The organism is Limosilactobacillus sp. DJ3M12, from assembly GCF_947381695.1.
Lineage (GTDB): Bacteria > Bacillota > Bacilli > Lactobacillales > Lactobacillaceae > Limosilactobacillus > Limosilactobacillus kinnaridis.
In genome coordinates, this window is the sequence record NZ_CANCWY010000001.1 from 365,806 (window position 1) to 392,455 (window position 26,650).

The window sequence follows — 26,650 nt, forward strand, 5'->3', positions numbered from 1 at the left end:
AAAGGGTGGTTGACATGGAAAAATCTTCTTCTCAAGTAATGAAAGGAATTATATGGGCAGCGGTTGCCTCCGCTATGTGGGGAATATCCGGAACCGTTTTGCAACTCATCTCACAAAATTTAGCAATTCCTGCTACGTGGATGCTCTCAATGCGGACTTTTTCAGCAGGAGTAATTTTATTAGTAATTAGTGTATTTTTATATGGAAAAAAGATTTTTAACGTATTTAAGACACGAGCAACTGCTATTTCAGTTATTAGTTATGCTATTTTAGGATTGATGGCAAACCTGCTTACGTTCTATTATGCTATTCAAACAGGAAATGCCTCAGCAGCAACAATTCTTCAATATCTTTCCCCGCTTTTTATTGTGTTAGGTGGAATTATTTTTATGCATCGTCGTCCGTTCAGGAGTGATATTATTGCGTTTGTTGTTGCTTTGATTGGGGTAGCATTATGTATTACGCGTGGTAACCTTACCCAATTAGCTTTACCGTTTGTATCTCTTCTCTGGGGCTTAGGTTCTGGAATTACAGCTGCATTCTATGTTGTCCTTCCACAACGTGCTGCTGATGAAAATCCGCCAATTGTTGTCCTCGGGTGGGGGACGATGATTGCCGGAGTCCTATTTAACCTCTACCGGCCATTTTGGGTCAATCCACCACATATTACTACCACGTTAGTAGCATCGGTTGCGACGGTGGTGTTATTCGGAACGATTTTACCGTTTGGAATTTTGCTTCATGCAACTAGATATGCCCCATCTGATGTAGTTAGTATCATGGATGCCGTTCAACCAATTACAACTTCGATTTTAAGTGTGATCTTCTTTAAATTGAACTTGAATTGGGCAGAAATTTTAGGAATTATTTTAGTAATTATTGCCGTCTATATTCTACAAAATGGTCGGCGAAAACGTACAATTCATTATTAAAAAAAGTTGATAATAAAAAGGATTGCGGAGAAAATTCCACAATCCTTTTTATTATCAACTTTTTTTAAAAGATCTTATTAGGGATTAGTCGTGCTTGGTTGTGTAGCAGAGGCAGGGCTAGAACTTGAGCTTTGTGCGGGTGCAGATGAACTTGAACTAGCCGGAGCACTGCTTGATGAAGACTCAGCTGGAGCATTGTTGCGTTCTTCTGTGCGACTTTCGCTGCTACTACTTGAAGCAGAGCTAGAAGAAGATGAAGACGATGATGAATCGCTTGAGCTAGAAGTAGAACTACTATCACGATCATCTGATGTATCTTCAGTGTAATCAAATGCCCATTTTGAATCACGAATTACAAGCTGACGTTTACCTTTAACTCGAACAGCCTCAACAGTGTCTGGCATCGTCCAATCAGATGCGTGATTTTGGCTGTCAAGATATTGCATTAAGTCCTTGTAAAGCAATTGCGCTGACTTTACATACTGTTCTGAAATGCTGCCACCAGGTTCGAGTGGATGGTCATAACCAGTCCAAACTGCAATTGAGTAATTCTTAGTATAACCAGCCATCCAGGAATCCATTACGCCAGACTGGCTAGAATTTCCAGGGTAGTTTGTCGTCCCTGTCTTACCAGCTTGGTTAACACCGTCGAGTCGAGCGTCAGTTGCGCTTCCTTGTGAATCCGTGAAAACTCCTTTAAGCATATCAGTAATCATGTAGGCAGTAGCCTTATTCATTGCGCGTTTACCTTTAGGATTGAATTGCTTTACTGAACCATCTTGAGTAGTAATCGAGCTAATGTAGTAAGGTTTGTAGTAAGTACCACCATTAGCAAAGGCCGCATATGCAGCAGAAACTTGGAGTGGGGAGATATACAGCGCAATCCCGTTTTGTAAAGTATATGGTTGTTTTTGTGAAATTCCTAATCCATCAAGGAAAGAAGTAGCACGCTTAATTCCAACAGCTTGCAATGCGCGAATAGCAGGAACATTCCGTGATTGAACTAAGGCTTCACGCATTGTCATATTACCCTTGTACTTTTTGTCAAAGTCATGAAGGACAGTGTTGGTACCAGGAAAGACAAACCGCGTATCAGCAATTGATTTAAAAGTTGGCCATTGCAAGTATTCGATAGCCGGACCATAATCCATTAATGGCTTTGCGGTTGACCCAGAACTACGATTGCTTTGCACAGCTCGGTTAAGTCCATACACAACATTTCCTGTGTGACGGCCACCGAGCATGGCAATAATTTGCCCGTTGTGGGGGTCGGTAACAGCCACTCCAGCTTGCATTTTATCGTTTTGGAACTGAACATTTTTATTTGCAGCATCATAAAGGTGTTGTTGCGCATCGAGGTCAAGATTGGTGTGAACCTTTAACCCATCACTATAAGGGTCGTATCCTTGTGCCTGTAAATCAGCAAGAACCTGCTTTACATAAGGATCCACAACCTTAGAATCTACAGCAGTTCCGCTTCCCGAAATATTACCGTGATCAGGGTCTAAACCAGCAGTAACGCTTTCGCTTGCAGCTTGGTTAGCCTGGGATTGGGTAATATAATTGCTGCGAACCATCGCATTCAATACTTCATTGCGCCGTTGCGTTGCATACTTTGTGTTACTTACAAGTGGATTATAGTAAGTGGGAGATTGTGGCATCCCAGCAAGCAGGGCTAATTGGGAAAGATCAAGATCGTTTAAATCTTTACCGTAGTAGTACTGGGCTGCTGTTTGCATTCCATAAATTCCATTTCCCATGAAAACCTTGTTAATGTAGAAATCAAGGATTTGACTCTTGCTAAAATGCTGCTCAACATTAATAGCAAGCCATGCTTCTTGGGCTTTACGTTTTAATGTTCGATCAGAGGCAGCCGTTGAGAAGACGGATAATTTAACTAACTGTTGAGTCAGCGTACTTCCCCCCTGCATCCCGGCTGAACGACCAAAAACATTAGAAGTGGCTGCTCCAAGAATTCGAATTGTATCAACACCATGGTGCTTGTAGAAGCGGCGATCCTCAATTGAAACAACAGCATTTTTTAACTGCTTTGGAATTTGATTATCCTTGGCATATTCTCGCTTTTGTGCTCCTAAACGAGAAATCACTCGATTTTGATCATCGTAAATAGTCGTAATACTCTGACTTGTTAAGTCGCTTCTACTAATTTTAGGAGCACTTGAGGCATAGTAGAAAAATAAAGCTGCAGATGCCACCATTAGTAGAACGACGATTCCTGCTACCCATAGCAAGATTTTCTTTATTAAGCCGCCAACATTGCGCTGTTGATTGTCATTATTATTATGACGCTCACTACGCGTTGACTGATTATCATTTGACATAGTAAACTCCTTTACGCTTTTGCAGCAATTATTTTATCAACAGCGTTTAAATATGGTAAACGCGGATTGAGTTGATAATGAATTTGATAGCCTTCTTTAGCGATATCAGTTCTCAAAATTGATTTACGGCCGCCATTTTGCTGTTGGTCCCAATATTTAAACAGGTTGGAAGCGGGAAGCAGGTATAGCAGGTCAAGCTCCGTAAATTTAATGAAAGCAAAACAAATTCCTCCCTGTGCTACACATTCACGCATATGTTGAATTTGGTGGGGATGAAAGTTCTTTAATGGAAAAGAATTTTTATTACGTGTTTCTTTAGCATCAAAATCAATGTAGTATCCACGGTACACTCCATTGTAATCAGTAGTTGATGGTCGCCGAAAATATGCTTCTTTAATAACAGCCGCACTCCGCTTGGGGTAATCAACTTTTACAAGCTGAATAGGGGTAGGCTTTTTATGAATAACAGCAATATGGCGAGCCAAATAGTAATGATTACTATGATTGATCTCATCCTCTAATGACATCCCACGTTTGGCATAAATAGATTGATGTGGTGTCGGTAATTCATTATGTGTATTATAGTGTTGTACAGGTTGCTGACCATTGGGATAGTGAATGGTCACAGTGATCACTCTCCTAACTAGAGATTTATTATACCAGACTCGTTACATAATGATTGATACAAGATGATTACAAGTTTAAGTTAAAGGCTTTAGGGAGAATTTTATGAAGAGATTATGGATTACTGGCTATCGAAGTTACGAACTAAATATATTTAAGGATGATGATCCCAAAGTTCAAGTAATAAAAGAGGTGCTAAAAAAATATTTAAGGGCTCAATTAGAATTAAATGATGATGAATTTTGGGTAATAACTGGACCACAAATGGGAACGGAAAGATGGGGACTTGAAGCTGCTTTAGAATTCCAAGCGGATTTTCCACAATTAAAAACAGCTTTAATGTTTCCTTTTGCAGAATTTGGTAAGCAATGGAATGAAAGTAATCAGTTGAAGCTGACAAATATTACCCAGCAAGTTGATTTTTTTGCTAATGTTTCAGATAAACCTTATCAATCGCCACAACAATTACGGAATTATCAGCAGTTTATGCTTACCCATACTGATGAGGCTTTTCTTCTTTACGATCCAGAGTATGAAGGAAAAACTAAGTATGATTATGAGACGATTCAAAAATATATAGAAGAAAGTGAGTATTCGATGACGCTTGTTGATTTTGATGAACTTCAAGAAGAGGCAGAAGAATGGGCCGAGCGTCAAAGGGAAAAAGATGAATTTTAATCTTGCATTTTTTCTTTGATTTGATATTATAGTTATTGGACTACGCAAACTAAACAATTGAGGTGTTTAAGTTGGATAACATAAAATTTACTCCACAAGATATTTTGCACAAGCAATTTAAGGAGAGAAATATTGGCAAAGGCTACGATGAAGCGGATGTTGATGCTTTCTTAGATGATGTTATTAAAGACTACGACACCTATAACAAAGAACTTGAACGTTTAAATGATGAAAACGAACGTTTGAGAGCAAAGGTTGATGAATTAAATCGTCAAGTAGAAGTTGGTTCATCTATGAGTAGCCAAACTACTTCCCGACAACCTGTATCGAGCGCTACAAATATGGATATTTTAAAGCGTCTATCTAATCTAGAACGTCGTGTATTTGGTTCACAGTTAGATGGTAATGATAATAATGACTCACATTTGCTTTAGTGCGTGTCGAATAGTTTATTAATAATTTTGCAAGTTTTGGGTAATTGAGCACAGCTTATGTTGTGTTAGGAAGGTCCATGCTCGCACAGGCTGCGATGCCTGTAGTGTTTGTGCTCGCTGAAAAAATAAGGCGGGGCACCATTTTATGGTGACGGCGGAAAAACGGACTAAGGTTTTAACTATGTCTTAGTATTCCTGAAAAGTGCCACAGTGACGATACAATGTTGGAAACGATATTGGTGGAACGCGGTAAACCCCTCAAGCGGTAAACCCAAACTACGGTAGGGGAGCTTTGGATAACAAATTGAAGTGATTCCAGGGGAGAGTATTTCGGTACTCTGAGATAGATGATTACCTCGATATAATTATGCCTGATAATTATATTACGACAAAACATGGCCTACAGATACTTGCATACAGGCACCCGAGTTCGCTCGGGTTTTTTTATTTTAAAAATCAGAGTATGGTTTTATTGGTTCTCTTTTTGTAGAATGCGTTAATAATTACTCGCTTGAAGTAAAAAGTTAAATGGCGATAAATTAAATTTTAGAAGCTTAAGATAGATATTACTTAAAATAGCAATAAAATATAAATAATCGTTTCATTTTATTGCAAGTGCGCCTATAATGTTAAAGGGGTTAGAAATGAGTTATTTGTAAATTAGCTTATCTTTTGATTAATAAAATTAGATAATGAAGTTAGGGAATTATGGATAATAAGAGAATAAAAATTGTATATATGTCGTTTTCTGGGAATGTACGGTCATTTACTCATCGGCTTCAAGAATACGCAACGCAACAACATCATTTGAATAATGAAAATCCTTTAGTCGATTTATTGGAGATTTCAGAGGAGACACTTCCGACTGAAAGCGATAGTAAATTTTTTGTTTTACTACCAACATATATGATTGGTGGAAGTAGATTTACGCCGACATTAACAGAGATTTTAACAACACCAATGCACGATTATTTGGAAAGCTATGACAATGTTAAATGTTGTGCGGGAATAATTGGCAGTGGGAACTTAACCTTAGGGAAGATGTATGTAATAACTGCCAAGACATACGCCAAAGAATATGGTTTGCCTTTATTGGACGCATTTGAATCTCGTGGCACCACCTGGGACATAGAACGCGTTTATAAAATATTAACTGATAAAGTAAATGAGAATTCATTAATGTAGTTAGATTAAAGTCAACTACCATTCATAAACAAAAAGGGATTGTGACATAAGTTAAGTTACTTTCATAAAAGCAAATACGCAGTACAACAATGGCCTCCAACGTCCGGCAAAAAAGCCAAACATTGGAGGCCTATTGTTGCTTGCGAGGGCTCCCAGAGGCGAGCTTCGCGTCGAAAAACAAAGTAACAAGTGACTTCTGTCTCGCTTCCTTTTGTTTCTTCTTGCGTCTTCTTTTCATTTTAAAGCAACATAAGGTAAAATAGCTAATAGGAATAAGTCTAAAGGAGCGTTTAATGTGCAAACATATCAGTTAATTGCTACTGCTGCTGCAGGTATTGAAGCATTAGTAGGAAAAGAACTAAGAGATCTTGGCTATGAAGTCAAAGTAGAAAATGGTCGGGTGCGTTTTCAAGGAACAATGAAGGATGTAATTCGGACTAATCTCTGGCTACGGACCGCAGACCGAGTAAAAATTGTTGTTGGTGAATTCGATGCTCGGTCTTTTGAAGAATTGTTTGATCGTACTGAAAACATTGCATGGGAAGATTTGTTACCAATTGACGCGAATTTCCCAGTGGAAGGAAAAAGTCATAACTCACAATTGCATAATGTGCCAAGTGTTCAAGCAATCACTAAAAAGGCGATTGTTCAACGCCTCAGTAATGCATACCACCGTCGGACTCGCTTAGCCGAAACTGGTGCCACTTACCCGTTAGAAGTAGCGATTAATAAAGACCATGTTCTTCTTACGTTAGATACTAGTGGAGAAGGGCTTTTTAAGCGTGGATATCGTAAAAATAAAGGTGGAGCACCGTTGAAGGAAAATATGGCAGCCGCCTTGGTGATGCTGGCTTACTGGTTCCCAGATAATCCATTTGTCGATCCTGTATGTGGTTCGGGAACGATTCCAATCGAAGCCGCATTATACGGTCATAATATTGCGCCGGGCATCAACCGTTCATTTATTAGTGAACAATGGGTTAACTTAGTTCCAGATGGTTTATCTGATGAAGTTCGGGATGAAGCCGATTCCTTAGCAAATTATGATATCGAATTAGATATCCACGGATATGATATTGATCAGAATATGATTGATATTGCTCAAGAAAATTCTCGTGCGGCAGGATTAACTCACGATATTACGTTTAAGCAATTAGCCGTAAAAGACTGGCAAACAAGCGAAGTTAATGGAGTTATCGTTGCTAATCCGCCATATGGTGAACGGTTAAGTGATAAGGAATCAGTTCATGAACTTTACCGGCAGATGGGTGAGTTATATCGTCCATTAACCACATGGAGTAAATATATTTTGACGGCTGATATGGAATTTGAAAAGTATTATGGCGCACCCGCTACCAAGCGTCGTAAACTTTATAACGGTGCTTTACGAACAGATCTCTACCAATATTGGGGCAAAAAAGATCGCTCCAAGATCAAATCCCTTAAATAGCAAGGGTTCCAAGGGATTCGAAAGATCGAAAATAGGTGCTAGGGGGGCAAATTTTCCCAATAATAAAAGCCTTAGTAGGAGTTACATTGTAACGACCGCTAAGGCTTTTTCTCTGTTTGGTGGCTGATAGAACACGTGGATGATATAATTAAAACGATATGCTGTTTTCTAAAATCACTCTATTTTATGGAGGGCCTGATTTGCTAAATTATGTGCTCCGCGATTTTGGCTTTCAGGAATCCACTGGGTAACAACTGTTGGAAAGTGTTGGAGAAGAGGATTTAATGCTGCTAATTCTTTTTGGTAATGTTTTGTATAATTTTTGCCGATTGCGTCACTTAAGATACGGCTATCAGTATAAAATAGGATTGTTTCATTATTGCTAAAGTGATCAATTAAATATTTAAATCCAAAGTGAGCTGCAGCGAATTCGCCATGGTGATTATCCATGCTTTCCTTATCTACTGGGATTGCAAGCTGAATTTGCTTATGATTGGCAATTATTATTATTCCCAAACCAGTAGGGCCCGGGTTTCCTTTTGTTGCAGCATCTGTAAAGATTTTGATCATAAAACTACCTCTTTTCTGAAAGGATGACATTTATAATTATGGAAGAAGAAACTCGTTATTTTTACCAACCAGACCTTACGGGGACAATTATTAGCTGGTGTTGGACTTTTCTCTTCTTTATTGCCGGTCTCGTAATTTGGCTTGAAATTACTCATTTTCAGTGGCTCAGCGCGCTCTTTTTTGCAGTTTTTGTAATCCTTGCCTTATTAGAATGGCGGCGACGAACCGTAGTAATCACTCCGACTAAAATGGTGTTTAATCGCTTGTTACAAAAACAGTACCTCGTTATCCCAATCTCTGATATTCGTCAGCCAGAGTTTACCAATCATACGGTGACAATTACTGTGAATGGAGAGGTAATGAGTTTTACCTTTACCACCAAAGCAATTGCACGTTTGAAATTGGCATTGAAACAACAGGGGGTTCAATAATTGTTACTGGGGATCGCTATTGTAATTATTTTAATTTTAACAATTTGTGACCAATTATTAAAATCTTGGGTTGCTTCTTCAATTGTTCTTGGTGGTAGTAAGCAGTTAATTCCTGGTATTATTGAGTTAACTAATTTACGAAATTCAGGGGCTGCTTGGAGCATTTTTGAAGGGCAACAAACTTTTTTTACCATTATAACTATTATTGCGATTATTGTAATTGGTTACTTTATCTGGCAGTACCGAAAAAATATTCCTATGCTAATTGGTTTATCATTGATTATGGCAGGAACAATTGGCAACTTTATCGATCGGTTAAGACAAGGGTATGTTGTGGATATGTTTGAAACAACATTTATTAATTTCCCAATTTTTAACATCGCGGATATGTGCTTAACAATTGGCGTAATCTGGCTAATAATTTGCATCTTAAAGGAGAAAGACTAACAAATGTCTGAAGAATTAGAATTAACAATTGATGGTGAGATGGTGGGAAGGATTGATAAGCAGCTTGGTCATCACTTTGATCAATTTTCCCGATCACAAATTCAACATTGGATAGAAGATGGTCACGTCCTTGTTAATGGCGAACAGGTAAAGCCTAAATATAAGTTGCTTGTAGGTGACCACGTCCAAATAATTCCAGAAGAACCACAAAAAATTGATTTAACACCTGAGGATATTCCTCTTGATATTGTATATGAAGATGATGATGTTATTGTCGTTAATAAACCGCAGGGGATGGTGGTTCACCCTGCACCAGGTCATCCAAACCATACGCTTGTAAATGCTCTTTTATATCATTCACCACTATCAACTATTAACGGAGAATTTCGGCCAGGGATCGTTCATCGGATTGATAAGGATACCTCAGGACTATTGATGGTAGCCAAAAATGATATGGCGCACCGTTCTTTGACAGCTCAATTAAAAGCAAAAACTAATAAACGAGAATATGTTGCGCTTGTGCATGGAGTTATAAAAGAAGATAAAGGAACAATTGATGCTCCATTAGGTCGCTCGTTAAAGGACCGCAAGAAGCAGGCAGTTGTGGTTGATGGACGTCATGCGGTAACTCATTTTAATGTGTTAGAACGGTTTAAGAATTACACATTAGTTGCCTGCCAGTTAGAAACAGGACGGACTCACCAAATTCGCGTTCATATGAAATATATTGGTCACCCGCTGGCGGGAGATCCGTTGTATGGACCGCGAAAAACGCTTACTGGCAACGGCCAATATTTACATGCTCGTTTGTTAGGCTTTAAACACCCCCGAACAGGCAAAGAAATGGTTTTTACGGCTCCATTACCAGCCTATTTCACAAAAATGCTTGAACATTTACGTAAGACAGACCAATAAAATTATTGTGTTTAATTCAGAAAACGTTCATAATAATATTGATCAATTATTAACAAAGTTTTAGGAGAGTGGGACAGTGACAGCACGATACCTAATATTTGAAGATGGCTCAATTTTCGCTGGCGAAGGTTTTGGTTCACCAGCTGTTACTTTTGGTGAAGTTGTTTTTAACACCAGTATGACTGGTTACCAAGAAATCATCACTAATCAGGTTTATAATAACCAAATTGTCGTTTTTACCCAGCCGAATATCGGGAGTTACGGCATTCAACGTAATATTTATGAATCCATTGTACCGACAATTAAAGGAATTATTGTTCGTTCCCTTGCCGATGCTGGCACCGATGATAATGGACGACAATTGACACTTGATAAATACCTTCAACAAATGAATATTCCTGGAATCGCTAATATTGATACGCGAGCAGTAGTTCATAAGTTAAGAAAAGCTGAAAAGCCATTAAAAGGAAGTATTGTTCCAGTTCCAGATGATCACGCTTTTGACCAGCTTCATGCGACTGTTTTAACGAACCAGCAAGTTGCTCAAGTCTCTACTCCTAAGCCATATCCTAATCCTGGAACCGGGCTAAGTGTTGTTGTGATTGACTTTGGATTAAAGAACGGAATATTACGGGAATTGAGTCGACGAAAATGCAATATTACTGTCTTGCCATATACTGCAACGGCTGAAGAAATATTACGGTTAGATCCTGATGGAGTTGTACTTTCAAGTGGGCCGGGAAACCCAAATAATGTTCGTAGGTCGGTCCTGGAAATGATTCGTACTGTCCAGACCAAAGTACCGATGTTTGCTATTGGACTAGGTCATGAATTATTCGGAATCGCCAATGGAGCAAATGTCCAGCAAATTCCGGTCGAACACCATGGGGTGAATCACCCAATTCATGAAATTATTACTGACCACATTGTCTATGCGACTCAAGCAGAAGGATACTTGATTGATCGTAATTCGGTTGACCGCTCCCAGCTTTTTATTACATACGTTGACATGCTTGATAATAGTGTTCAAGGGCTTCGTCATCGTCGCTATCCAGCTTTTTCAGTTCAATTCTTTCCCGATGGTGCACCGGGGCCTGATGAAACTGATGGCTTGTTTGATGAGTTCGTTGATACAATGAATAGGAGGGGGGATCGTCATTGATGGAAAAGTTGAAATCTGTATTGATTATTGGAGCAGGAGCCAACGATGTTCAACACGGTGATGAGCTCGACTCTGCTATTTACCAGGTCTCACGCGTTTTTAAGCAAATGAAGATAAAAACAATCTTGGCAGATGATAACCCATTTTCAGTAAGCTTAGAAAATGTTGACCACGGTTGTATTGTCCCACTAAAAGTCGAAAGCCTAATGGATATTATTAATAAATTTCATCCTGATGCAATCTTACCTACACTGGGAAATCGTCGGGCTTTTGAACTTACCCAAGAATTGCTAGAAAAAGGGATTATTCGTAAAGAAAATATTCAATTGCTAGGAGTCCCTGAAGCAACTATTCGTCAAATTAATAGTGCGGTTTTACTTGAACGAACCCTTCGTCAAATGGAAGCACCTGTTAAAAAAATCGTAACGGTTAATAATTATCAGGATGCTTTGGATGAGGCAACTAAACTAGGATATCCAGTTATTATCCGGTCGGTATTACCTAAGAGTAGCAGTACGCGTAAAATCGTGCATGATCGAAGTGAATTGGCAGATGCGGTAAAGGCTTGCTTGAGCCAGTCGCGTGCGGAACAGGTAGTAGTTCAGCAAAGTCTTGCTGGCTATAAGGAAATTGAAGTCGTCGTTCAACGTGATAGTTCTGGAACGATGATGATGTTGTCAATGATTGAGGATATGGACCCAATTGGTATCCATGCTGGTGATTCGATTGCTTTCAATCCTGTCCAAACACTTCGCGATCGGCAGATTCAGGATATTCGGGATACGGCTTTTGCTATTACTCGCAAATTAAGAATTGTTGGTACAAACCATATTCAGTTTGCCCTGGATACAAATAGTGATCGTTTTTATGTCATTAAGAGCAGTCCATACTTTGATCGAATTACAACGTTTGTGTCGCAGTCAACTGGTTACCCAATTGCTCAAGTAACAGCACAATTATATGCGGGAAAGTATCTGCGGGACATTGATCTTGGCGAAAATTATGTCCATCATGCGGCTCTTATTGAACCAACGATGGATCATATTGCTGCACGGGTTCCAATATGGGGATTCAACGATTTACCAAAAGCTAGTCGTTTACTTGGAACAGAAAAGCGGTCGGTGGGGACGGTTTTTGGTATCGGCCGAAGCACTATTGAAGCACTTTTCAAAGCTATTGAATCCCGTTATCACGAGCCAGCTGACTTTCATCTTGCCGCTCAAAAGCAATTGACTGATGACCAATTAATCGCCAAAATTGTCCACCCAGAAGCAGGACGACTTTTTGTATTAATTGAAGCAATGCAGAGAGGATATTCAGTTAACGAATTAGCAGAGATGACAAAGATTGACCCATTTTATTTTGAACAGATTAATAAAATGCGGTTGTTGATTCGGGAAATTGCTGAGCATCCAAATAAAGAACCGGTTTTACAAAAAGCAAAGAGTTACGGATTAAGCAATCAGCTTATTGCAAGACTATGGAAAACTACCTCTGAGCAAGTTTATCAGATGAGTTTAGACCATCAATTGTTGACAAAGTACAAGGAAATCGAACCATCGGCCGGGGAGTTTGATCAACATACTAATAGTTTTTATTCTGCTTATGAAGAAGAAAATGAAATTAGCCGAACTTCCCAACCAAGTGCCCTTGTAATTGGAACGGGGGGACTACGTTTAGGATTAAGTAATTCTGGTGATTACTTTGTTGCTATGATGTTAAAAGAGCTTCATAATGAGGGCTTTAATAACGTCATTGTAAATTCGAATCCTAGTTCAGTTACGTTTAATCCAGAGTTAGCTGAAAAGCGCTATGTTGAGCCAGTAACGATTGAAAATATTTTGCAGATATTACGGATAGAGCAACCCCAGTATTTGTTTATTCCTGCTAGTTATAGTAAATTATTGAAATCATTGCAAAATTATGACTTGGATGTAAAAATCATCGTAATTCCAGATGAATTGCCAACTACTGCTGCTAGTAGCGATAGGCAACGTTACTCCTTCAATTATGTCTATGATGGTAATTATGCTTATCCATTAGGAACAATGACTGATCTTTTTTCACCAATTGCGTTAAACTATCAATCCACCGCTTTACGCTACCCGGCTGATCTTCCTTCGTCAACTTACCAAAATCTCAATGACCAGGCTAGTGTTGCTGTGTTAAAGCTGGAACAGCCAGGATTATACCAAGTGATTTTTGAAGAGAATGATGGTGAATTTAATTTAATTAAAGTTCAACCATTATCATTGCCAGAAGTAGCCTTTTTGTCAAAAGCACTTCATATTAGCTTACCAGGAATTTTTACTCAATTATTCACTGGTAAATTCGATAAAATGCTGGAGCCCAAACCGGTATCAGGGATTGTTAACTATCGTGCAACCTTCCCATTTAAGGCGTTGCGAGTCAAAGGTGGAATCCCTGCCCGCAACCGAGTTATTGGTGCTCAGATGCAATTTTTAGGAGAATAATTTAGAGATATAAAAAAGAAGTGGAAAATAACCGCCTTGTGGCGACGCGAAGCTAGTTCCACGTTATCTTTCTATTGTTCGTAAAAGCAGTTGAGGCTGGGAGAAAACAAAAGTTTTTTCCCAGCCTCTTTTTAGTTAGAAAGCTTATGTGGTGTTACATAAAGTGTTTTCTGACCTGTAAAAATAACAAATCCAGGTTTAGCTCCGTTTGGCTTATGAAGTTGCTTGACAGGGAGATAATCAACGGGCACGTTATCGGAATCGCGACCTTTAGAGAAGTATGCTGCTAACTGTGCAGCTTCTAGAATCGTATCTTCAGATGGGTTTGTTGAGCGGATTACCACGTGGGAACCTGGGATATCTTTAACATGTAACCAAATTTCATTTTTATTAGCAATTTTAAAGCTAAGACGATCATTTTGTAGGTTATTTTTACCTACTAAAACTGTAGTGCCATCACTAGTATGAAACTCTTCTGGGGCACTTACCTTAACTTTTCGTTGCTTTTTCCCACTTTTCTTCTTTTTAATATAACCTTGCTCTTGTAATTCTAGTTTAATCTCTTGAATATCAGCAGGAGCAGCTAATTTAATCTGATTTTCAATGTTTTCAAAGTATTTGATTTCATCATTTGTCAGTTTTAGCTGTTCCTTTACATATTCGACAGAGGTTTTAAGCTTATTATACTTAGTGAAGTACTTTTGGGCGTTACGCGATGGTGATAATTCTGGAGCAAGCTTGATTTTCAGTGGCTTATTATCATCATAAAAGTTAGGAAGTTCGATTTCTTTCATTCCTGGAGTTAATTTACTAAGATAGGTAGTAAGGATCTCACCACAAATTCGGTACTGATCTGCAGTTGCTGCATCTTGTAATTGTTGTTGCAGTTTTTTTACTTTTCGCCGATCTTTTTTTAGCTCATTCTTCAATACCTTTAACACTTGCTCAGCTAATTCTTTGGAACGATCTTGCTCTGCTTTATTAGCATAAAAGGCATCGAGAAGGGCAGAGAGGGAGTCGAAATGTTGCAACTCACCATCAATATTTAATGGAGGGAACACAGCAAATTGAGACTTTCCATTAGAGTGGGTGATTAATACTGGCTCTGGATTTTCAAAGTGCTTAAGAAAGTGCTGATAGGTAGCTGGTAAATTATCACTTTGCAGTAATTCTGCAGCTAATTCCCGTGCGGAGTCTTTGCCAAATCCTTGATAATGCTCCTGTAACTGATGACTTAATTCTACTGTGTCATCGGTTTGTCTTACAAGATCAGAGTAGACTTGGTTTGGCAAGTAAGGGTTAACTTTATCTTGCTTTGGTGGCATGACAAAGGTAGCACCAGGTAATAACAGGCGAACCCGATTTTGATCTGAGCCAACATGCTTAATGGTGTCAATGATTTTACCCGTCTTAAGATTAACGAGTGAAATATTACTATGCCGGGCCATAATCTCACTCACAAGAACTAATTGTTGACTATCTCCTAATTCATCACGAGTGTCAAAGGTAATTTTGATAATCCGATCATTATCAACTTGTTCAATTTTATTGACGATTGCACCTTCAAGGTATTTCCGCATCGTCATTGTAAAATTAGTTGGAACCACTGGATTTTTGTATGGGATCTCAGTAATTTGGATTCGTGGGTATGTTGGATTAGCAGAAATGAGTAATGGATAGTTGTGCCGGTGAGCACGGATCATAATGATTAATTCTGCAGGGTAAGGTTGACTAACTTTGGCTACCCGACCAGTAGTTAATTTTTGATCTAGCTCATGGACAATTGCATGAGTAAACAAGCCATCAAAAGACATTAGTGTAGCCTCCTAAATATTATAATTACAAACGAAAATAGCACTATTAATTATACAGTTTTACATCATTAATGAAAAGTAATGATACTTTAGTGGACATATTTTTGGTTGGTTTAGGGCCGTCAATGTGGTATGCTTTTTGTATTATGTGGGTGAAATCCGCGTAAAAACGCAATTATTTTTAATTATGGTAGATTGTAAGATTTAAGTTGAACATATTAGTGGACATAAAAACCCATAAAGGTCTTTAATGGTGTCACCACAACATTCCATTAGAAAGAAGGACCTTTATGGGCACCACTATTTTATCATTTGAAGACCGTGTTGTCATCGAAACTCTTCGTTATGAAAACCGCTCCCTTAAATACATCGCTGATTACCTTGGTTTCAGTAAAACCACGATCTTTAATGAGGTTCATCGTTTGACTGGTGAATATCACGCAGTTAAAGCTCAAGCTGATCATGAAGCTAAACTTAGTCATCGTGGGCGTAAAACCATCTTAACGACTAACCTCAAGCGATTAATTGAAGAAAAGATTAAGATCCAAAAATGGTCGATTGAACAAGTGGCTCATGTAGTTAGAATCGCCTACAAGACCATCTACAACTGGATTGATCAAGGAGTATTGGATATTGGCGTGGCTGATTTACCTGACCATGGAATTCGCCGCCGACGAGCCAAAGAAACCCGTGGGACTTTTAGCCATGGACGTTCCATTGAAGATCGTCCCGCTAAAGTTATTGACCGTCATACCTCAGGTCACTTTGAAGCAGATACAGTTTTATCTGGAAAGCGTAAAGGTCAAGCAATAGCTACGTTTGTCGAGCGTAAGAGTCGTCTTATCATCGTTAAACGGCTTCAGGGACGAGATAGTACCTCAATGACCAAGGCCATTTTAGAATTAGCTAACCAGTTAGAAGATAATCTCAAGACCCTTACTGTTAACCATGGGAAGAATTCGCTAACTACAAGCTAATTGAAGAGCAGGCCAGGATTCCCCTCTACTTTGCGCATGCTTATTCTCCACATGAACGGGGCAGTAATAAGAATCGCAACCGAGTACTACGACGCTTTATCCCCAAAGGTCAACCGATTGAGGAAATCACTGATGATGAGTTAATTCAAATTAACTGGTATTTGAACTCCAGGCCATTCAAATGTTTAAACTGGCGCACACCAATTGAGATCTTTTTGCGTAATCTGCATCACTAACTTTGTTCAAGTTATTTCTTGCAATCTGCCTTATACAAATTTAGAACATGGAGTTGATAAGATGAAAATTGCTGTTGTTACTGACAGCACTGCCTACCTTTCTCCTGAAGAGGCGGCGGCTAATAATATTCATGTTGTCCCAATCCCAGTGACATTGGATGGTCAAACATACCGTGAAGGTGTCGATATTTCCACCAGTGATTTTTATGAAAAGATGGCAAATTCAAGCTCTTTTCCAACGACTTCTCAAACGCCAATCGGTCAATTGATGGAAGTTTATCAAGGATTAGCCGATGATGGGTATGATGCTGTGATTAGCATTCATTTAACACGGGCTATTACAGGATATTTGGATACTGTTGAACAACTTGCTGAGCAGATGAAGGATACAATCAAGATCGTACCAATTGATTCCCACCTAACAGTTAAAATGATGGGGTACTTAGCCTTAGAAGCAGCTAAATTAGCTAGTGAAGGCGATGATTTAGATGACATTGTTAAAAAGGTAAAAGAATATCGTGATACCTTTAATAATGTATTTGTGGTTGATGACTTGCAAAACCTTGTTCGTGGTGGTCGTTTATCAAACGCCTCTGCATTTGTAGGCTCAATTTTAAAAATCAAACCTCTCCTGACTATGCATACTCCAACGCATGCCATTGAAGCGTTTGAAAAGGTGCGGTCAATGAAAAAGGCTAAACTTCGCTGTGAACAAATCTTTGATGAGGATATTGCCAAACTTAACTATCCAGTTAGAGCGATGGTTGTTCACGCAAATGCTCCAGAAGAAGGCCAAAAGTGGCTTGATAAACTTCAAGCGGATCATCCTGATATTTCATTTGAGTTGAGTTACTTTGGTCCAGTAATTGGTTCCCACTTAGGACAAGGAGCCCTGGCCTTAGCATGGATGCAAGATACAGCAAAGAAGCCTTTAGCATGAAAAAACAAACCTTAATTAAAACCCTTTTGGCAATTACGGCGGGTATTTTGATGATATTAATATCATTTACTGGCTTTCAAACCATTTTACCGACCGGTAAGGCGTTTATGCCTTTAGCTGGCGTGATTGCAGTGGGAATAGCAGTTGCATTGGGAATTAATATTGCATTTATTGTGACGCTTGTTAGTGCCATAATCATGATTGTCTTAGGAACTGCTGACTGGGTAATATTAGTCGATTTTATTGTTATTTTGATTGTGGTTGGCTTGATTTTACGCAAACAAGTTCCATTATCTATTGATCTCAATCATTCACAATTATTATGGCTTGCTATTTTTACCGGTCTAGTTCAATTATTCTTTATTTCAATCTTTTATGGTCTAATTGGATTAGTCCTAACGGGGACGCCAACAGGTGGATTAACATTTGTTCAACTGATTATTCCTAATGCATTACTGACAGGATTATTGTATGGCTTCCTGGTAGCACCGATCTCATTGATTTTTCGGTGGGTAGCGCGAAAAGCATTGCATATTGATAATAATCATAATAATGATTCAGGTAACTCTGCAGACGATAAGCAGGGCGGTTCGATTATTGTCGACTTAAGAAGTGCTAAAAATAAAAAAGATGATAAGTAAGCAAAATGCCTTGGAAAAACATTCAAGTTTTCCAGGGCATTTATTATTTCTCTAAATAATTTACATCTTTGCATCCCATTCTGCATGAAATTCATCAAGAAAGTCGAGCATCACTTGTTGACGGTGATTTGCAATTTTCTTGGCAGTTTCAGTGTTCATCATGTCTTTTAGATGTAAGAGTTTTTCATCAAAGTGATTAATGATAGTTTCATTTGCTAAATTACGATATTCTTCCCTGGACATATTATGACGAGGTTTAATAGCCGGATCGTATATTTTTTCATGATGGCCACCTCCATAATAAATTGCCCGCGTAATGCCAATTGCGCCAATTGCATCTAACCAGTCGGCATCACGGACTATTTGTCCAATGAGGGAGAGTTTGACTTCCTCTTTATCTAAGGTATGAGCAAAAGAAATATTATTGATGACATTCATAATTATTTCGACTTGGTCATCACTAAAGTCAATTTGCTTTAAGTAATCAACTAATTCTTGTTTAGCTGCCTCAACGTTGTCAACTAATTTCTCATCAATTGTATCGTGAAGGTAGGCCGCCACGATGGGCAAAAAGGGATCAACTTTTTCACCAATTGCTAACCGTTTACTCATTTTTACTACGCGGTTAATATGGTCCATCCCATGTCCAGTCTTGTCCTGACCTAATTTTTGAATGGTGTACTCTTTAATGGCAGTTAATTGTTCCGCTTGTTTCATCATAAAACCTCTATTCTTGATTGGTTCTTTAATTATTAAATACTGAATCGCAATCCACGTCAACGTTTTGTAGAATAAGATGTGAGGGGTGGAATAAAATGAATTTATTATTTTCAATTAACGACAAATTTGTCACGCAATTAGCAACAGTTTTGTTATCGATCAAGTTAAATACTCATGCACAAGAATTTAACGTATATGTCTTACAAAAGGAGAAATTGAAACGAACTGAAGACTTGGAAAGAGTTTGTAAGCAATTAGGAATGAACTATTTTCCAATCAAAGTTAATGATCAATTATTTAGCAAAGCACCAGTTACAGACCGCTATCCGACAACAATTTATTATCGTTTACTAGCACACCGTCTTTTACCTCAAGATTTGCATAAAATTTTATACTTGGATGCTGATGTATTGTGTATTAATGATCTTTCAAGTCTGTATGAGACTTCATTAGAGGGATACCTATATGCTTCTGCCATCCATACAAACCTGACGAATACGACAGAGGTTATTAATAAGATTCGTCTGCAAAACTTTGATGCTGACGGGTATTATAATTCTGGCGTTCTCTTGATGAACCTTGATACTATCCGTAAAAAAGTAAAGGATACGGACATTTTTAACTACATCCGTACCCATACACTTTTATTACCTGATCAAGACGTCTTAAATGCCTTATATGGACGTTATATTAAATCTTTCCCTGATCAACTATATAATTTTGATACTCGTAAAGGCGGTATTTACGAAATGATTTCCTTTGGTGAATGGACAACCGATTGGGTAATGCGTAATACCGTGATTCTCCATTATTGCGGACGAGACAAGCCATGGCTGCCAACTAAAAATAGTGGTCGTTACACTGCTTTATACAAAAACTACTTTCAAATGACTAATAAACTTATTAGTGCAACATTATTACTTTCCCCAGAAGAAACTGATTAAGATTTTATTGACTTGCGGATTATGATGAAGTAATTCGTGCTTAGCGTTTAGCCCAGTAATCTTAACTTCGCGGTATGAACGTGCGCGGTTATTAATAAGATATTTAAGAGAAAGACAGGAAGCGTTTGAAACTTGGCTATCGTTGCCATCTTTTAAGTCACCGTAAATATTCAATAATTTAATTTGCCGTGGGTAGCGGTGACGTAAGGGAAGTAATTTTTGATAGGAATCATTCATTGCGGAAGGTTTTCCCGTCTTTTTATTCACTATTAGATTAGCAGGTTCATTCCAACCGATTGCACCATCAAAGGCTCCAGCCATCGCAACTTGTTTTTGAATTTGTGGAAGATTATGGTTGCCGGCATTAGCAAGCAGAAAATACATAACTGCCATGTTTCCCATGGAGTGTGCTTCAATATTTACCTTTTTAAAATGATATTTAGCTTGCAGTTCTTCAAGAACGTTCTTAACCCATTGTCCTTGTAATTCATAATTTGTGCTATGGTTATCATTGAAATTGACCGTCACGAGCGGATTGACGGCGTTATGAGGAATATCTCCTTTAAGAGTAACGGTTCCATCGCCAGCAACATCTGCGGTGATAACTGTCTTTGACACACCTGCTTTCACAAAACCATTTACCATATATTCTTCTGCATGGGCACCGCTTCCGTAGCCATGGAAAAAGAGGGTGGGGGTAGTAGAATGAATATATTTATTTGAGAGATCTGCATGAACTGGATTTGCTGCTAGTCCATAAATGAATATTAGGAAAAATGCAGTAAATATTGTTAAAGTAAATTTAATAAATTTGATCATATAGAAGCCTTCTTTTTCTTTTTAGTGCTATCATAGCATATTGAAGGGGCATCTTTTAATAGTTAACAGTTGTATTTAAAACGTAAAATATGTTACAGTATTAGGGTTGCTAAACGAATAACACATCTAATTAATGTAATGAGAAGGGAAGGTAATACGATGCAAATCAAACAAGCCAAAATGGATGATTTAAATCAAATTATGGAAATTCTGCGAGATGGTCGAAACCAATTAGCTGAACAAGGGATCGATCAATGGCAAGGAGATTACCCGAACGAAGAACATATCAAAGAAGATATTGAAAAAGGATTTGCATACCTTGTACAATCACAAGATGATGAAACTGTTGGTGCATTATCAATTGTTGAAGCACCAGATCACTCATATGATGAACTTGACGGTGATTGGTTAATTGACACTGATCATTATGTTGTTATTCACCGTGTGGCAATTCACTCTAATCATGCTGGAAAAGGATACGCCTCAGCATTATTCACTAGTGTAATTGATTACATTAAGAATAATCGGAAGGATATTAAGACTATTCGGATCGATACCCATGAAGACAACAAGATCATGCAACACTTGATCGACAAAAATGGCTTTACTAAAGTTGGTGAACTTCACGGGGTTTACCGTCCAGAAGAAAATTCATATGTTTACGCCTTATTAACAGGTAATTAAACGTTAAAATAGCGGGAGACTAGGGTTCCTAATCTCTCGCTATTTCTTTTTAAAATTAATTTTTGAAACTATGAATTGGGGCGGGAATAAGTCCACCACGATTAATCATCGCGGTACTTGCGGCTTTGTTGACTGCCATTACCGGGGTATATCCTAATAAACCGCCGAATTCAACCGTATCACCAACTTTTTTGCCGGGTGCAGGAATCACGCGGACAGCAGTGGTTTTATTATTAATCATTCCAATCGCCGCTTCATCAGCAATCATTGCGCTAATGGTTTCTTTTGGCGTGTCACCTGGAATTGCAATCATATCAAGACCAACGGAACAAACTGCGGTCATTGCTTCTAATTTAGAGATATTTAGCGTTCCAGCGTTAACTGCCTTAATCATGCCAGCATCTTCAGAGACGGGGATGAATGCGCCTGATAAACCACCAACATGACTGCAGGCCATAATACCGCCTTTTTTCACAGCATCGTTTAACATGGCTAGAGCAGCGGTAGTTCCATGAGTTCCAACCTGAGCAACGCCGATTTCTTCTAGAACTTCGGCAACGGAATCACCAGCGGCAGCAGTTGGTGCGAGGGAAAGGTCCACGATCCCAAATTGAACGCCCAGTTTTTCAGCTGCAGCAGTTCCTACTAATTGACCCATTCGTGTCACCTTAAAGGCAGTTTTCTTGATCGTTTCAGCAACGACATCCATTGATTCGCCCTTAACTTTTTCTAGGGCGGTTTTGATAACTCCAGGTCCTGAAACACCAACATTTATTACTACATCTGGTTCACCAACACCATGAAATCCGCCCGCCATGAAGGGATTATCTTCAACAGCATTGCAAAAGATAACTAGTTTAGCATTTGTCATCATATCAAGCTTTGAACCAGCGATGACTACTTCACCCATTTGTGCAACGGCATCCATATTGATCCCGCTACGAGTAGAGCCAACATTTACTGATGCACACACAAAATCAGTTTCTGCTAATGCTTCAGGGAGGGAAGCGATTAACGAGCGGTCACCAGTTTGGTACCCTTTTTGAACAAGAGCACTGTACCCGCCGATAAAATCAATCCCTAATGTTTTGGCAGCCCTGTCTAAGGTTTTAGCATATTTAACATAGTCGTGGTCTTGAGAAGCAGCGGCAATGAGGGAAATAGGAGTAACAGTTACTCGCTTGTTAGCAATCGGAATCCCATATTCGGCTTCAATTTGTTGGCCGACTTTAACAAGGCTCTTTGCTTTTGTCGTAATTTTGTCATAGATCTTTTGACATGCAACCGTACTATCACTATCGATACAATCAAGTAAAGAAATTCCCATCGTGATTGTCCGCACGTCGAGGTTTTCATTAGAAATCATGTGGCTGGTTTCATAAATTTGTTGTGAATTCATTAAGGGGTATTCCTCCTGTATATCTTAAAGATTATGCATGGCATCGTAAATTTTGGCATTTCTAAGGTTGATTTCAACACCAATCTCTTTACCGAGTTCTGTAAATTCATTAGTTAATTGATAACTATCAAGATTTTCAGGAATCATCACAGACATCATCATTACGAAATTGCCATCCATAATTGTTTGGGAAACATCTAGAATATTAATTTGTTTTTGGGCAAGGAGGGCACTTACCTTAGCGATAATTCCAACTTGGTCTTCACCTAGAACAGATACAACAGCTTTCATTAAAGAATCCTCTCTTTCTTTTAATGATTTTAATTGTAGTATAATAATATGAACATTTCTAGACAATTTTAGCTAATAAAAAAGGCATCACTCGTTTAGAGGTGCCTTTTATGGTAAAAGATATGAAATTGGTTGGATCAAAATGCGCCTGGCTTACCAATATAGTCATCTACACCGTCCGGATTTCCTGACCATTTGAACTTATCATACCAGATAGAATGCTTTTCTTGATCTAACTTGTCGATTTGCTTCATTTCATCTGGTGATAGGGTAAAGTCAAAAATTTCGGCATTTTCTTGCATACGTTGAGGATGAGTAGTCTTGGTAAGAACTATAAAGCCTTGCTGAATTTCCCAGCGAAGAATTACTTGGGCAGGACTCTTTTGGTGCTCGTCTGCGATTTGCTTAATAACATCATTGGAAAGAAGACGACCATTGCCTAGTGGCGACCAGGCTTCAAGCTGAATATCATTTTCTCGACAAAACTTTACAATCTTAGGTTGGTGAATTAGGGGATTGAATTCAATTTGATTAATTGCTGGTTTAATTTTGGCGTGATCGAGCAAATCAGTCATTCGTTCAACATTAAAATTGCAAACACCAATTGATTTTGCTTGACCATCAGCATAAATATCTTCGAGTGCCCGCCAACTCTCATTATATTTATCATTAACTGGCCAGTGAAGAAGAAGAAGGTTGACATAATCAGTTTGAAGCCTCTTAAGTTGGGCTTTTACTGCTTGCCGAAGCTTATCATAATCTCCTTGATCACCATTAAAAATTTTAGTAGTAAGAAAAATACTGTTGCGCTTACGACCAGTTGCTATAAGACCGTCCTGAATACCTTGTCCGACAGCCGCTTCATTCCCATATTGCTTTGCCGTATCGATCAAAACATAATCATTCATAATAGCCTCTTTAACCATTTGCTGTGTTTCCGCAAGTGAGGCTTTCCAGACTCCTAAGCCAAGTTGGGGGATGAGGTGACCGTTGTTTAATTTTATCTTTGGTTGCAGATTTTGATTCATTTTAATTCTCGGTAAGATTTTTACATTCTTAATGCTAGAGTTTATTATTAAACCAACAATTAATTGGATGTTAGTAATAATGGCTAAGAATGAATACGAAATAAAAAATGACCTTTTTGGTTTTGGTGATAAGAACGTTGCATTTGCAAAATACTTTATTGGAACAAGTTATCTCAATGGGTTAGTATCTCCTGATGATAACATTGATGTAAATGTTTCAAACGTTAATTTTGAGCCCGGTTGCCGTAACAACTGGCATATTCACCATGATGGTTTCCAAATCTTATTAGTAACTGCTGAGGAGGGTTGGTATCAAGAAGAAGGCAAGCCGGCGCAATTGTTAAAACCCGGTGATGTTGTAGCAATTCATGAAGGTGTAAAGCACTGGCATGGAGCTACTAAAGATAGTTGGTTCTCTCATATTGCTATTACGAAGGAAACTAGCGAATGGTGCGAAGAAGTAGATGACGCTACTTACAACCGCCTTTCTGATTAGTTAATTAGTCAGCTTTCTTTGTTCTCGTCCTCAACTTTGATATACTAGGTAAAGTTTGAGGAGGAGATTACATGGAAAGCTGGCTTTTTTTAGCTTTAGTATTATTAATTGCAATCTTTGGTCATAACTCGTCATTGATTATTGCCACAGTAGTAGTAATGGTTTTGAAACTGATCCCTTATACCGCCAAGTGGTTGCCCCTGATACAGCATAAAGGAATTAATTGGGGTGTAACAGTGATTTCAGTTGCGATCTTGATTCCAATTGCGACGGGGCAAATTGGTTTTGATGATTTATGGGCGGCTTTTAAGACCCCTGCTGGTTGGATTGCAGTCGGCATGGGTATTGCAGTTGCCATCTTATCGAAGTATGGAGTCAACCAGTTGGCAGCTGTTCCTCAAGTCACGGTTGCCTTAGTACTTGGAACGATTATTGGAGTAGTTGCGTTTAAGGGAATTGCTGCCGGTCCAGTTATCGCGAGTGGAATGACCTATTGTATTGTAACGCTATTGAATTTGCATTTTTAAATAGCAAAAAACCAAGCGAGACCAAAATAGATCTCACTTGGTTTTTATTTTACGCATTTTCTAATTGTTCTTGCGAAGAAATTTTATGATATAACTTAGTGCTAAGGTATAGCGAAGTTAATAGCAAGCATAAGCATAGAAGGAAACCGGCTTGAATGCCGAGGTGTGAGGACGGGTTGTGAACTAAGTGATTAACAATACCAACAATTGAAACGATGAGGGCAGTTCCAAAGGCAGCCGCAATTTGTCGTAACGTATTAAAGGTAGCAACCGCATCGGGAACAATCTCATTAGGTAGAAGTGAGAGAGCCTGAGTTTGTAATGGGATCAGCATCGTTACTAACCCAAATTGGCGAACAGTTTGAAAGAGGGTAATCATGAGAACAGAACTACGCGCACCGATTGCAGCTTGGCCAATTGTTCCGATGATATCGATTATGAGACCAGTCCCAACAAGAATCTTAATTGGATAAATGTCATAAAAGCGACCACTCGTTGTCGATAATAAGCCCGTTAAGATTGCCCCCGGAAGGACAGCGATGGCTGAAACAACCGTACTTTTGCCCAAGACAATCTGTACTAGGAGGGGAATCAAAATTGCGTTGCCATACATTGTTGATGTAATTAGCATATTAATAACAGTGGCAAAAACAAATTGTTTGTGTGAGAAGATCCCAAAGTTGATTAACTGACGATTACTGTGACGTTGGTTAAGAAAGAAAAGGAAAAGAAAGACTAAGCCGATAAGGACATACCCTGCGACATTAAATGAAAGCAAGTGATTGTTCGAAACATTTGATAAGCCCATTAATAATGACCATAATCCGCCTGTGATTAAAATAAGGGCCAATGTATTAAAACTGGGATATTCATTATGAGGGATTTTAGGAAGTAGGAAGAATGAAAGTAGTAATGTAATTACTGCAAAGGGAATAATTAATAGGAAAAGGTATCGCCAAGAGAAAAAGTGTAACAGAAAACCAGAAATAGCAGGACCTAAGATGGGGGCACAATTAAAGGCAAGGCCAATAATTCCCATAATTTGCCCTTTTTTACCCGGTTTTGCGTAACGAATTGCCAAGACATTTACTAGTGGCATCATCATTCCTGCACCCAAAGCTTGAATCATCCGAGCAACCACAACTAGATTGAAGCTCCACGCAATCGCTCCGATAATGGTTCCCAAAAGAAAAATTCCGGAGAAAATAATAAAGAGATTCTTGAATGGGAACCTTTTTATGAGAAATGAACTAATGGGAATCATTAGGGCATTGACAAGCATATACCCATTTGTTACCCATTGAACCTGAGCCTCACTGATATGAAAGACATTCATAAAGGTTGGGAGAGCAATGTTCATTAAGGTTGAACAGAGAAGACCGAAAAATGTACCAAATACCATGATTACTAATGCATGGCTGATGCGTTGATTTTTCATTAGTAGATATAGCGCTCCTTAAAATTAGTCAAACAGTATTGAGTTTACTAGC

The 26,650-nt window shown here is 38.6% G+C and carries 26 protein-coding genes, 1 other RNA gene and 1 pseudogene; 18 read left to right on the top strand and 10 right to left on the bottom strand.

Annotated features, from left to right (window positions below; genetic code table 11):
- Nucleotides 1-14 precede the first annotated feature (14 nt).
- Entirely contained in the window at nt 15-932 is a 918-nt protein-coding gene (locus QOS06_RS02010; protein WP_004562311.1) for a DMT family transporter, read from the top strand.
- A gap of 77 nt (nt 933-1,009) precedes the next feature.
- Here the strand turns inward: QOS06_RS02010 and QOS06_RS02015 are convergent, their stop codons facing one another.
- The gene (locus QOS06_RS02015) at nt 1,010-3,274 is read right to left on the bottom strand and encodes a transglycosylase domain-containing protein (RefSeq protein ID WP_283595430.1); all 2,265 of its coding nucleotides are present in this window, start codon (nt 3,272-3,274) and stop codon (nt 1,010-1,012) included.
- An 11-nt stretch (nt 3,275-3,285) separates the two neighbouring features.
- Nucleotides 3,286-3,900, bottom strand: coding sequence for a Holliday junction resolvase RecU (gene recU / locus QOS06_RS02020; RefSeq protein ID WP_035160109.1), 615 nt, complete (start codon nt 3,898-3,900; stop codon nt 3,286-3,288).
- Nucleotides 3,901-4,003: 103 nt separating this feature from the next.
- Here recU and QOS06_RS02025 point away from each other — a divergent pair, with 103 nt between their 5' ends.
- The 5 genes from QOS06_RS02025 (at nt 4,004) to QOS06_RS02045 (ending at nt 7,645) form a co-directional block, all read left to right on the top strand.
- Nucleotides 4,004-4,576 carry an SLOG family protein gene (locus QOS06_RS02025; RefSeq protein ID WP_004562304.1) on the top strand — a complete coding sequence of 191 codons (573 nt, stop codon included), beginning with the start codon at nt 4,004-4,006 and terminating at the stop codon, nt 4,574-4,576.
- Nucleotides 4,577-4,647: 71 nt separating this feature from the next.
- Nucleotides 4,648-5,010, top strand: coding sequence for a cell division regulator GpsB (gene gpsB / locus QOS06_RS02030; RefSeq protein WP_152697652.1), 363 nt, complete (start codon nt 4,648-4,650; stop codon nt 5,008-5,010).
- 32 nt (nt 5,011-5,042) lie between these two features.
- Nucleotides 5,043-5,418: RNase P RNA component class B (gene rnpB, locus QOS06_RS02035), an RNA gene on the top strand.
- A gap of 300 nt (nt 5,419-5,718) precedes the next feature.
- Nucleotides 5,719-6,195: a class Ib ribonucleoside-diphosphate reductase assembly flavoprotein NrdI gene (locus QOS06_RS02040; RefSeq protein WP_078009579.1), complete on the top strand. Its 477-nt coding sequence runs from the start codon at nt 5,719-5,721 to the stop codon at nt 6,193-6,195.
- A 295-nt stretch (nt 6,196-6,490) separates the two neighbouring features.
- Nucleotides 6,491-7,645 carry a THUMP domain-containing class I SAM-dependent RNA methyltransferase gene (locus tag QOS06_RS02045; RefSeq protein WP_004562300.1) on the top strand — a complete coding sequence of 385 codons (1,155 nt, stop codon included), beginning with the start codon at nt 6,491-6,493 and terminating at the stop codon, nt 7,643-7,645.
- A 174-nt stretch (nt 7,646-7,819) separates the two neighbouring features.
- Here QOS06_RS02045 and QOS06_RS02050 read toward each other — a convergent pair whose 3' ends face one another.
- Nucleotides 7,820-8,215: a ribonuclease HI family protein gene (locus QOS06_RS02050; RefSeq protein ID WP_004562299.1), complete on the bottom strand. Its 396-nt coding sequence runs from the start codon at nt 8,213-8,215 to the stop codon at nt 7,820-7,822.
- Nucleotides 8,216-8,238: 23 nt separating this feature from the next.
- Here QOS06_RS02050 and QOS06_RS02055 point away from each other — a divergent pair, with 23 nt between their 5' ends.
- From QOS06_RS02055 to QOS06_RS02075, 5 genes are all read left to right on the top strand, one after another.
- The gene (locus QOS06_RS02055) at nt 8,239-8,646 is read left to right on the top strand and encodes an EbsA family protein (RefSeq protein WP_078009580.1); all 408 of its coding nucleotides are present in this window, start codon (nt 8,239-8,241) and stop codon (nt 8,644-8,646) included.
- Nucleotides 8,647-9,093: a signal peptidase II gene (lspA, locus tag QOS06_RS02060; protein WP_004562298.1), complete on the top strand. Its 447-nt coding sequence runs from the start codon at nt 8,647-8,649 to the stop codon at nt 9,091-9,093.
- A gap of 3 nt (nt 9,094-9,096) precedes the next feature.
- Entirely contained in the window at nt 9,097-10,008 is a 912-nt protein-coding gene (locus QOS06_RS02065) for an RluA family pseudouridine synthase (RefSeq protein ID WP_078009581.1), read from the top strand.
- 76 nt (nt 10,009-10,084) lie between these two features.
- Nucleotides 10,085-11,170, top strand: coding sequence for a carbamoyl phosphate synthase small subunit (locus QOS06_RS02070; protein WP_078009582.1), 1,086 nt, complete (start codon nt 10,085-10,087; stop codon nt 11,168-11,170).
- Nucleotides 11,170-13,644, top strand: a complete 2,475-nt coding sequence (locus tag QOS06_RS02075) for an ATP-binding protein (protein WP_078009583.1) — start codon at nt 11,170-11,172, stop codon at nt 13,642-13,644. Before QOS06_RS02070 ends, QOS06_RS02075 begins: the two co-directional genes overlap by 1 nt.
- A 131-nt stretch (nt 13,645-13,775) precedes the next feature.
- Here QOS06_RS02075 and QOS06_RS02080 read toward each other — a convergent pair whose 3' ends face one another.
- Complete coding sequence (locus tag QOS06_RS02080) at nt 13,776-15,458, bottom strand: Rqc2 family fibronectin-binding protein (RefSeq protein WP_283595431.1); 1,683 nt, start codon at nt 15,456-15,458, stop codon at nt 13,776-13,778.
- 290 nt (nt 15,459-15,748) lie between these two features.
- Between QOS06_RS02080 and QOS06_RS02085 the strand changes: the two are divergent.
- From QOS06_RS02085 to QOS06_RS02095, 3 genes and pseudogenes are all read left to right on the top strand, one after another.
- Nucleotides 15,749-16,671, top strand: a pseudogene (locus QOS06_RS02085) (IS30 family transposase).
- A 61-nt stretch (nt 16,672-16,732) separates the two neighbouring features.
- Nucleotides 16,733-17,611, top strand: a complete 879-nt coding sequence (locus tag QOS06_RS02090) for a DegV family protein (protein ID WP_087215802.1) — start codon at nt 16,733-16,735, stop codon at nt 17,609-17,611.
- A complete protein-coding gene (locus QOS06_RS02095) occupies nt 17,608-18,252 on the top strand; it encodes a hypothetical protein (protein WP_085680403.1) in 645 nt (214 codons plus the stop codon). Before QOS06_RS02090 ends, QOS06_RS02095 begins: the two co-directional genes overlap by 4 nt.
- A gap of 60 nt (nt 18,253-18,312) precedes the next feature.
- On the opposite strand, the gene QOS06_RS02100 is transcribed toward QOS06_RS02095, so the two are convergent.
- Nucleotides 18,313-18,972 (bottom strand): HD domain-containing protein, encoded by a 660-nt coding sequence (locus tag QOS06_RS02100; protein WP_078009759.1) that lies wholly within the window; start codon nt 18,970-18,972, stop codon nt 18,313-18,315.
- Between the two features lie 95 nt (nt 18,973-19,067).
- Here QOS06_RS02100 and QOS06_RS02105 point away from each other — a divergent pair, with 95 nt between their 5' ends.
- On the top strand, nt 19,068-19,916 hold the full coding sequence (locus tag QOS06_RS02105) for a glycosyltransferase family 8 protein (protein WP_078009760.1): 849 nt from the start codon (nt 19,068-19,070) through the stop codon (nt 19,914-19,916).
- On the opposite strand, the gene QOS06_RS02110 is transcribed toward QOS06_RS02105, so the two are convergent.
- Entirely contained in the window at nt 19,890-20,735 is an 846-nt protein-coding gene (locus QOS06_RS02110; RefSeq protein ID WP_283595432.1) for an alpha/beta hydrolase, read from the bottom strand. The genes QOS06_RS02105 and QOS06_RS02110 overlap by 27 nt on opposite strands.
- A gap of 159 nt (nt 20,736-20,894) precedes the next feature.
- Here QOS06_RS02110 and QOS06_RS02115 point away from each other — a divergent pair, with 159 nt between their 5' ends.
- Nucleotides 20,895-21,419, top strand: a complete 525-nt coding sequence (locus tag QOS06_RS02115; protein ID WP_035160101.1) for a GNAT family N-acetyltransferase — start codon at nt 20,895-20,897, stop codon at nt 21,417-21,419.
- A 55-nt stretch (nt 21,420-21,474) separates the two neighbouring features.
- On the opposite strand, the gene QOS06_RS02120 is transcribed toward QOS06_RS02115, so the two are convergent.
- The 3 genes from QOS06_RS02120 to QOS06_RS02130 all read right to left on the bottom strand — a co-directional run bounded on the left by QOS06_RS02120 (nt 21,475) and on the right by QOS06_RS02130 (nt 24,137).
- Nucleotides 21,475-22,818, bottom strand: a complete 1,344-nt coding sequence (locus tag QOS06_RS02120; RefSeq protein ID WP_078009762.1) for a PFL family protein — start codon at nt 22,816-22,818, stop codon at nt 21,475-21,477.
- Between the two features lie 24 nt (nt 22,819-22,842).
- Nucleotides 22,843-23,109: an ACT domain-containing protein gene (locus QOS06_RS02125; RefSeq protein WP_003666221.1), complete on the bottom strand. Its 267-nt coding sequence runs from the start codon at nt 23,107-23,109 to the stop codon at nt 22,843-22,845.
- A gap of 137 nt (nt 23,110-23,246) precedes the next feature.
- Nucleotides 23,247-24,137, bottom strand: coding sequence for an aldo/keto reductase (locus tag QOS06_RS02130; RefSeq protein ID WP_087215155.1), 891 nt, complete (start codon nt 24,135-24,137; stop codon nt 23,247-23,249).
- A 79-nt stretch (nt 24,138-24,216) separates the two neighbouring features.
- On the opposite strand from QOS06_RS02130, the gene QOS06_RS02135 reads away from it, so the two are divergent.
- The gene (locus tag QOS06_RS02135) at nt 24,217-24,633 is read left to right on the top strand and encodes a cupin domain-containing protein (protein WP_283595433.1); all 417 of its coding nucleotides are present in this window, start codon (nt 24,217-24,219) and stop codon (nt 24,631-24,633) included.
- Between the two features lie 71 nt (nt 24,634-24,704).
- Nucleotides 24,705-25,160, top strand: coding sequence for a DUF441 domain-containing protein (locus QOS06_RS02140; RefSeq protein WP_078009767.1), 456 nt, complete (start codon nt 24,705-24,707; stop codon nt 25,158-25,160).
- 49 nt (nt 25,161-25,209) lie between these two features.
- Here the strand turns inward: QOS06_RS02140 and QOS06_RS02145 are convergent, their stop codons facing one another.
- Complete coding sequence (locus tag QOS06_RS02145; RefSeq protein WP_283595434.1) at nt 25,210-26,598, bottom strand: DHA2 family efflux MFS transporter permease subunit; 1,389 nt, start codon at nt 26,596-26,598, stop codon at nt 25,210-25,212.
- Nucleotides 26,599-26,650 lie beyond the last annotated feature (52 nt).

Bases quoted from the DNA above. Each gene is read 5' to 3' on its own strand.
- QOS06_RS02025 (WP_004562304.1), top strand. From the start codon at position 4,004: ATGAAGAGATTATGGATTACTGGCTATCGAAGTTACGAACTAAATATA.
- QOS06_RS02115 (WP_035160101.1), top strand. From the start codon at position 20,895: ATGCAAATCAAACAAGCCAAAATGGATGATTTAAATCAAATTATGGAA.
- QOS06_RS02105 (WP_078009760.1), top strand. From the start codon at position 19,068: ATGAATTTATTATTTTCAATTAACGACAAATTTGTCACGCAATTAGCA.
- QOS06_RS02145 (WP_283595434.1), bottom strand. From the start codon at position 26,598: ATGAAAAATCAACGCATCAGCCATGCATTAGTAATCATGGTATTTGGT.
- QOS06_RS02120 (WP_078009762.1), bottom strand. From the start codon at position 22,818: ATGAATTCACAACAAATTTATGAAACCAGCCACATGATTTCTAATGAA.
- QOS06_RS02095 (WP_085680403.1), top strand. From the start codon at position 17,608: ATGAAAAAACAAACCTTAATTAAAACCCTTTTGGCAATTACGGCGGGT.
- QOS06_RS02110 (WP_283595432.1), bottom strand. From the start codon at position 20,735: ATGATCAAATTTATTAAATTTACTTTAACAATATTTACTGCATTTTTC.
- QOS06_RS02130 (WP_087215155.1), bottom strand. From the start codon at position 24,137: ATGAATCAAAATCTGCAACCAAAGATAAAATTAAACAACGGTCACCTC.
- QOS06_RS02050 (WP_004562299.1), bottom strand. From the start codon at position 8,215: ATGATCAAAATCTTTACAGATGCTGCAACAAAAGGAAACCCGGGCCCT.
- QOS06_RS02055 (WP_078009580.1), top strand. From the start codon at position 8,239: ATGACATTTATAATTATGGAAGAAGAAACTCGTTATTTTTACCAACCA.
- QOS06_RS02015 (WP_283595430.1), bottom strand. From the start codon at position 3,274: ATGTCAAATGATAATCAGTCAACGCGTAGTGAGCGTCATAATAATAAT.
- QOS06_RS02080 (WP_283595431.1), bottom strand. From the start codon at position 15,458: ATGTCTTTTGATGGCTTGTTTACTCATGCAATTGTCCATGAGCTAGAT.
- QOS06_RS02010 (WP_004562311.1), top strand. From the start codon at position 15: ATGGAAAAATCTTCTTCTCAAGTAATGAAAGGAATTATATGGGCAGCG.
- QOS06_RS02065 (WP_078009581.1), top strand. From the start codon at position 9,097: ATGTCTGAAGAATTAGAATTAACAATTGATGGTGAGATGGTGGGAAGG.
- QOS06_RS02140 (WP_078009767.1), top strand. From the start codon at position 24,705: ATGGAAAGCTGGCTTTTTTTAGCTTTAGTATTATTAATTGCAATCTTT.
- QOS06_RS02100 (WP_078009759.1), bottom strand. From the start codon at position 18,972: ATGATGAAACAAGCGGAACAATTAACTGCCATTAAAGAGTACACCATT.
- QOS06_RS02135 (WP_283595433.1), top strand. From the start codon at position 24,217: ATGGCTAAGAATGAATACGAAATAAAAAATGACCTTTTTGGTTTTGGT.
- QOS06_RS02090 (WP_087215802.1), top strand. From the start codon at position 16,733: ATGAAAATTGCTGTTGTTACTGACAGCACTGCCTACCTTTCTCCTGAA.
- QOS06_RS02040 (WP_078009579.1), top strand. From the start codon at position 5,719: ATGGATAATAAGAGAATAAAAATTGTATATATGTCGTTTTCTGGGAAT.
- QOS06_RS02075 (WP_078009583.1), top strand. From the start codon at position 11,170: ATGGAAAAGTTGAAATCTGTATTGATTATTGGAGCAGGAGCCAACGAT.
- QOS06_RS02125 (WP_003666221.1), bottom strand. From the start codon at position 23,109: ATGAAAGCTGTTGTATCTGTTCTAGGTGAAGACCAAGTTGGAATTATC.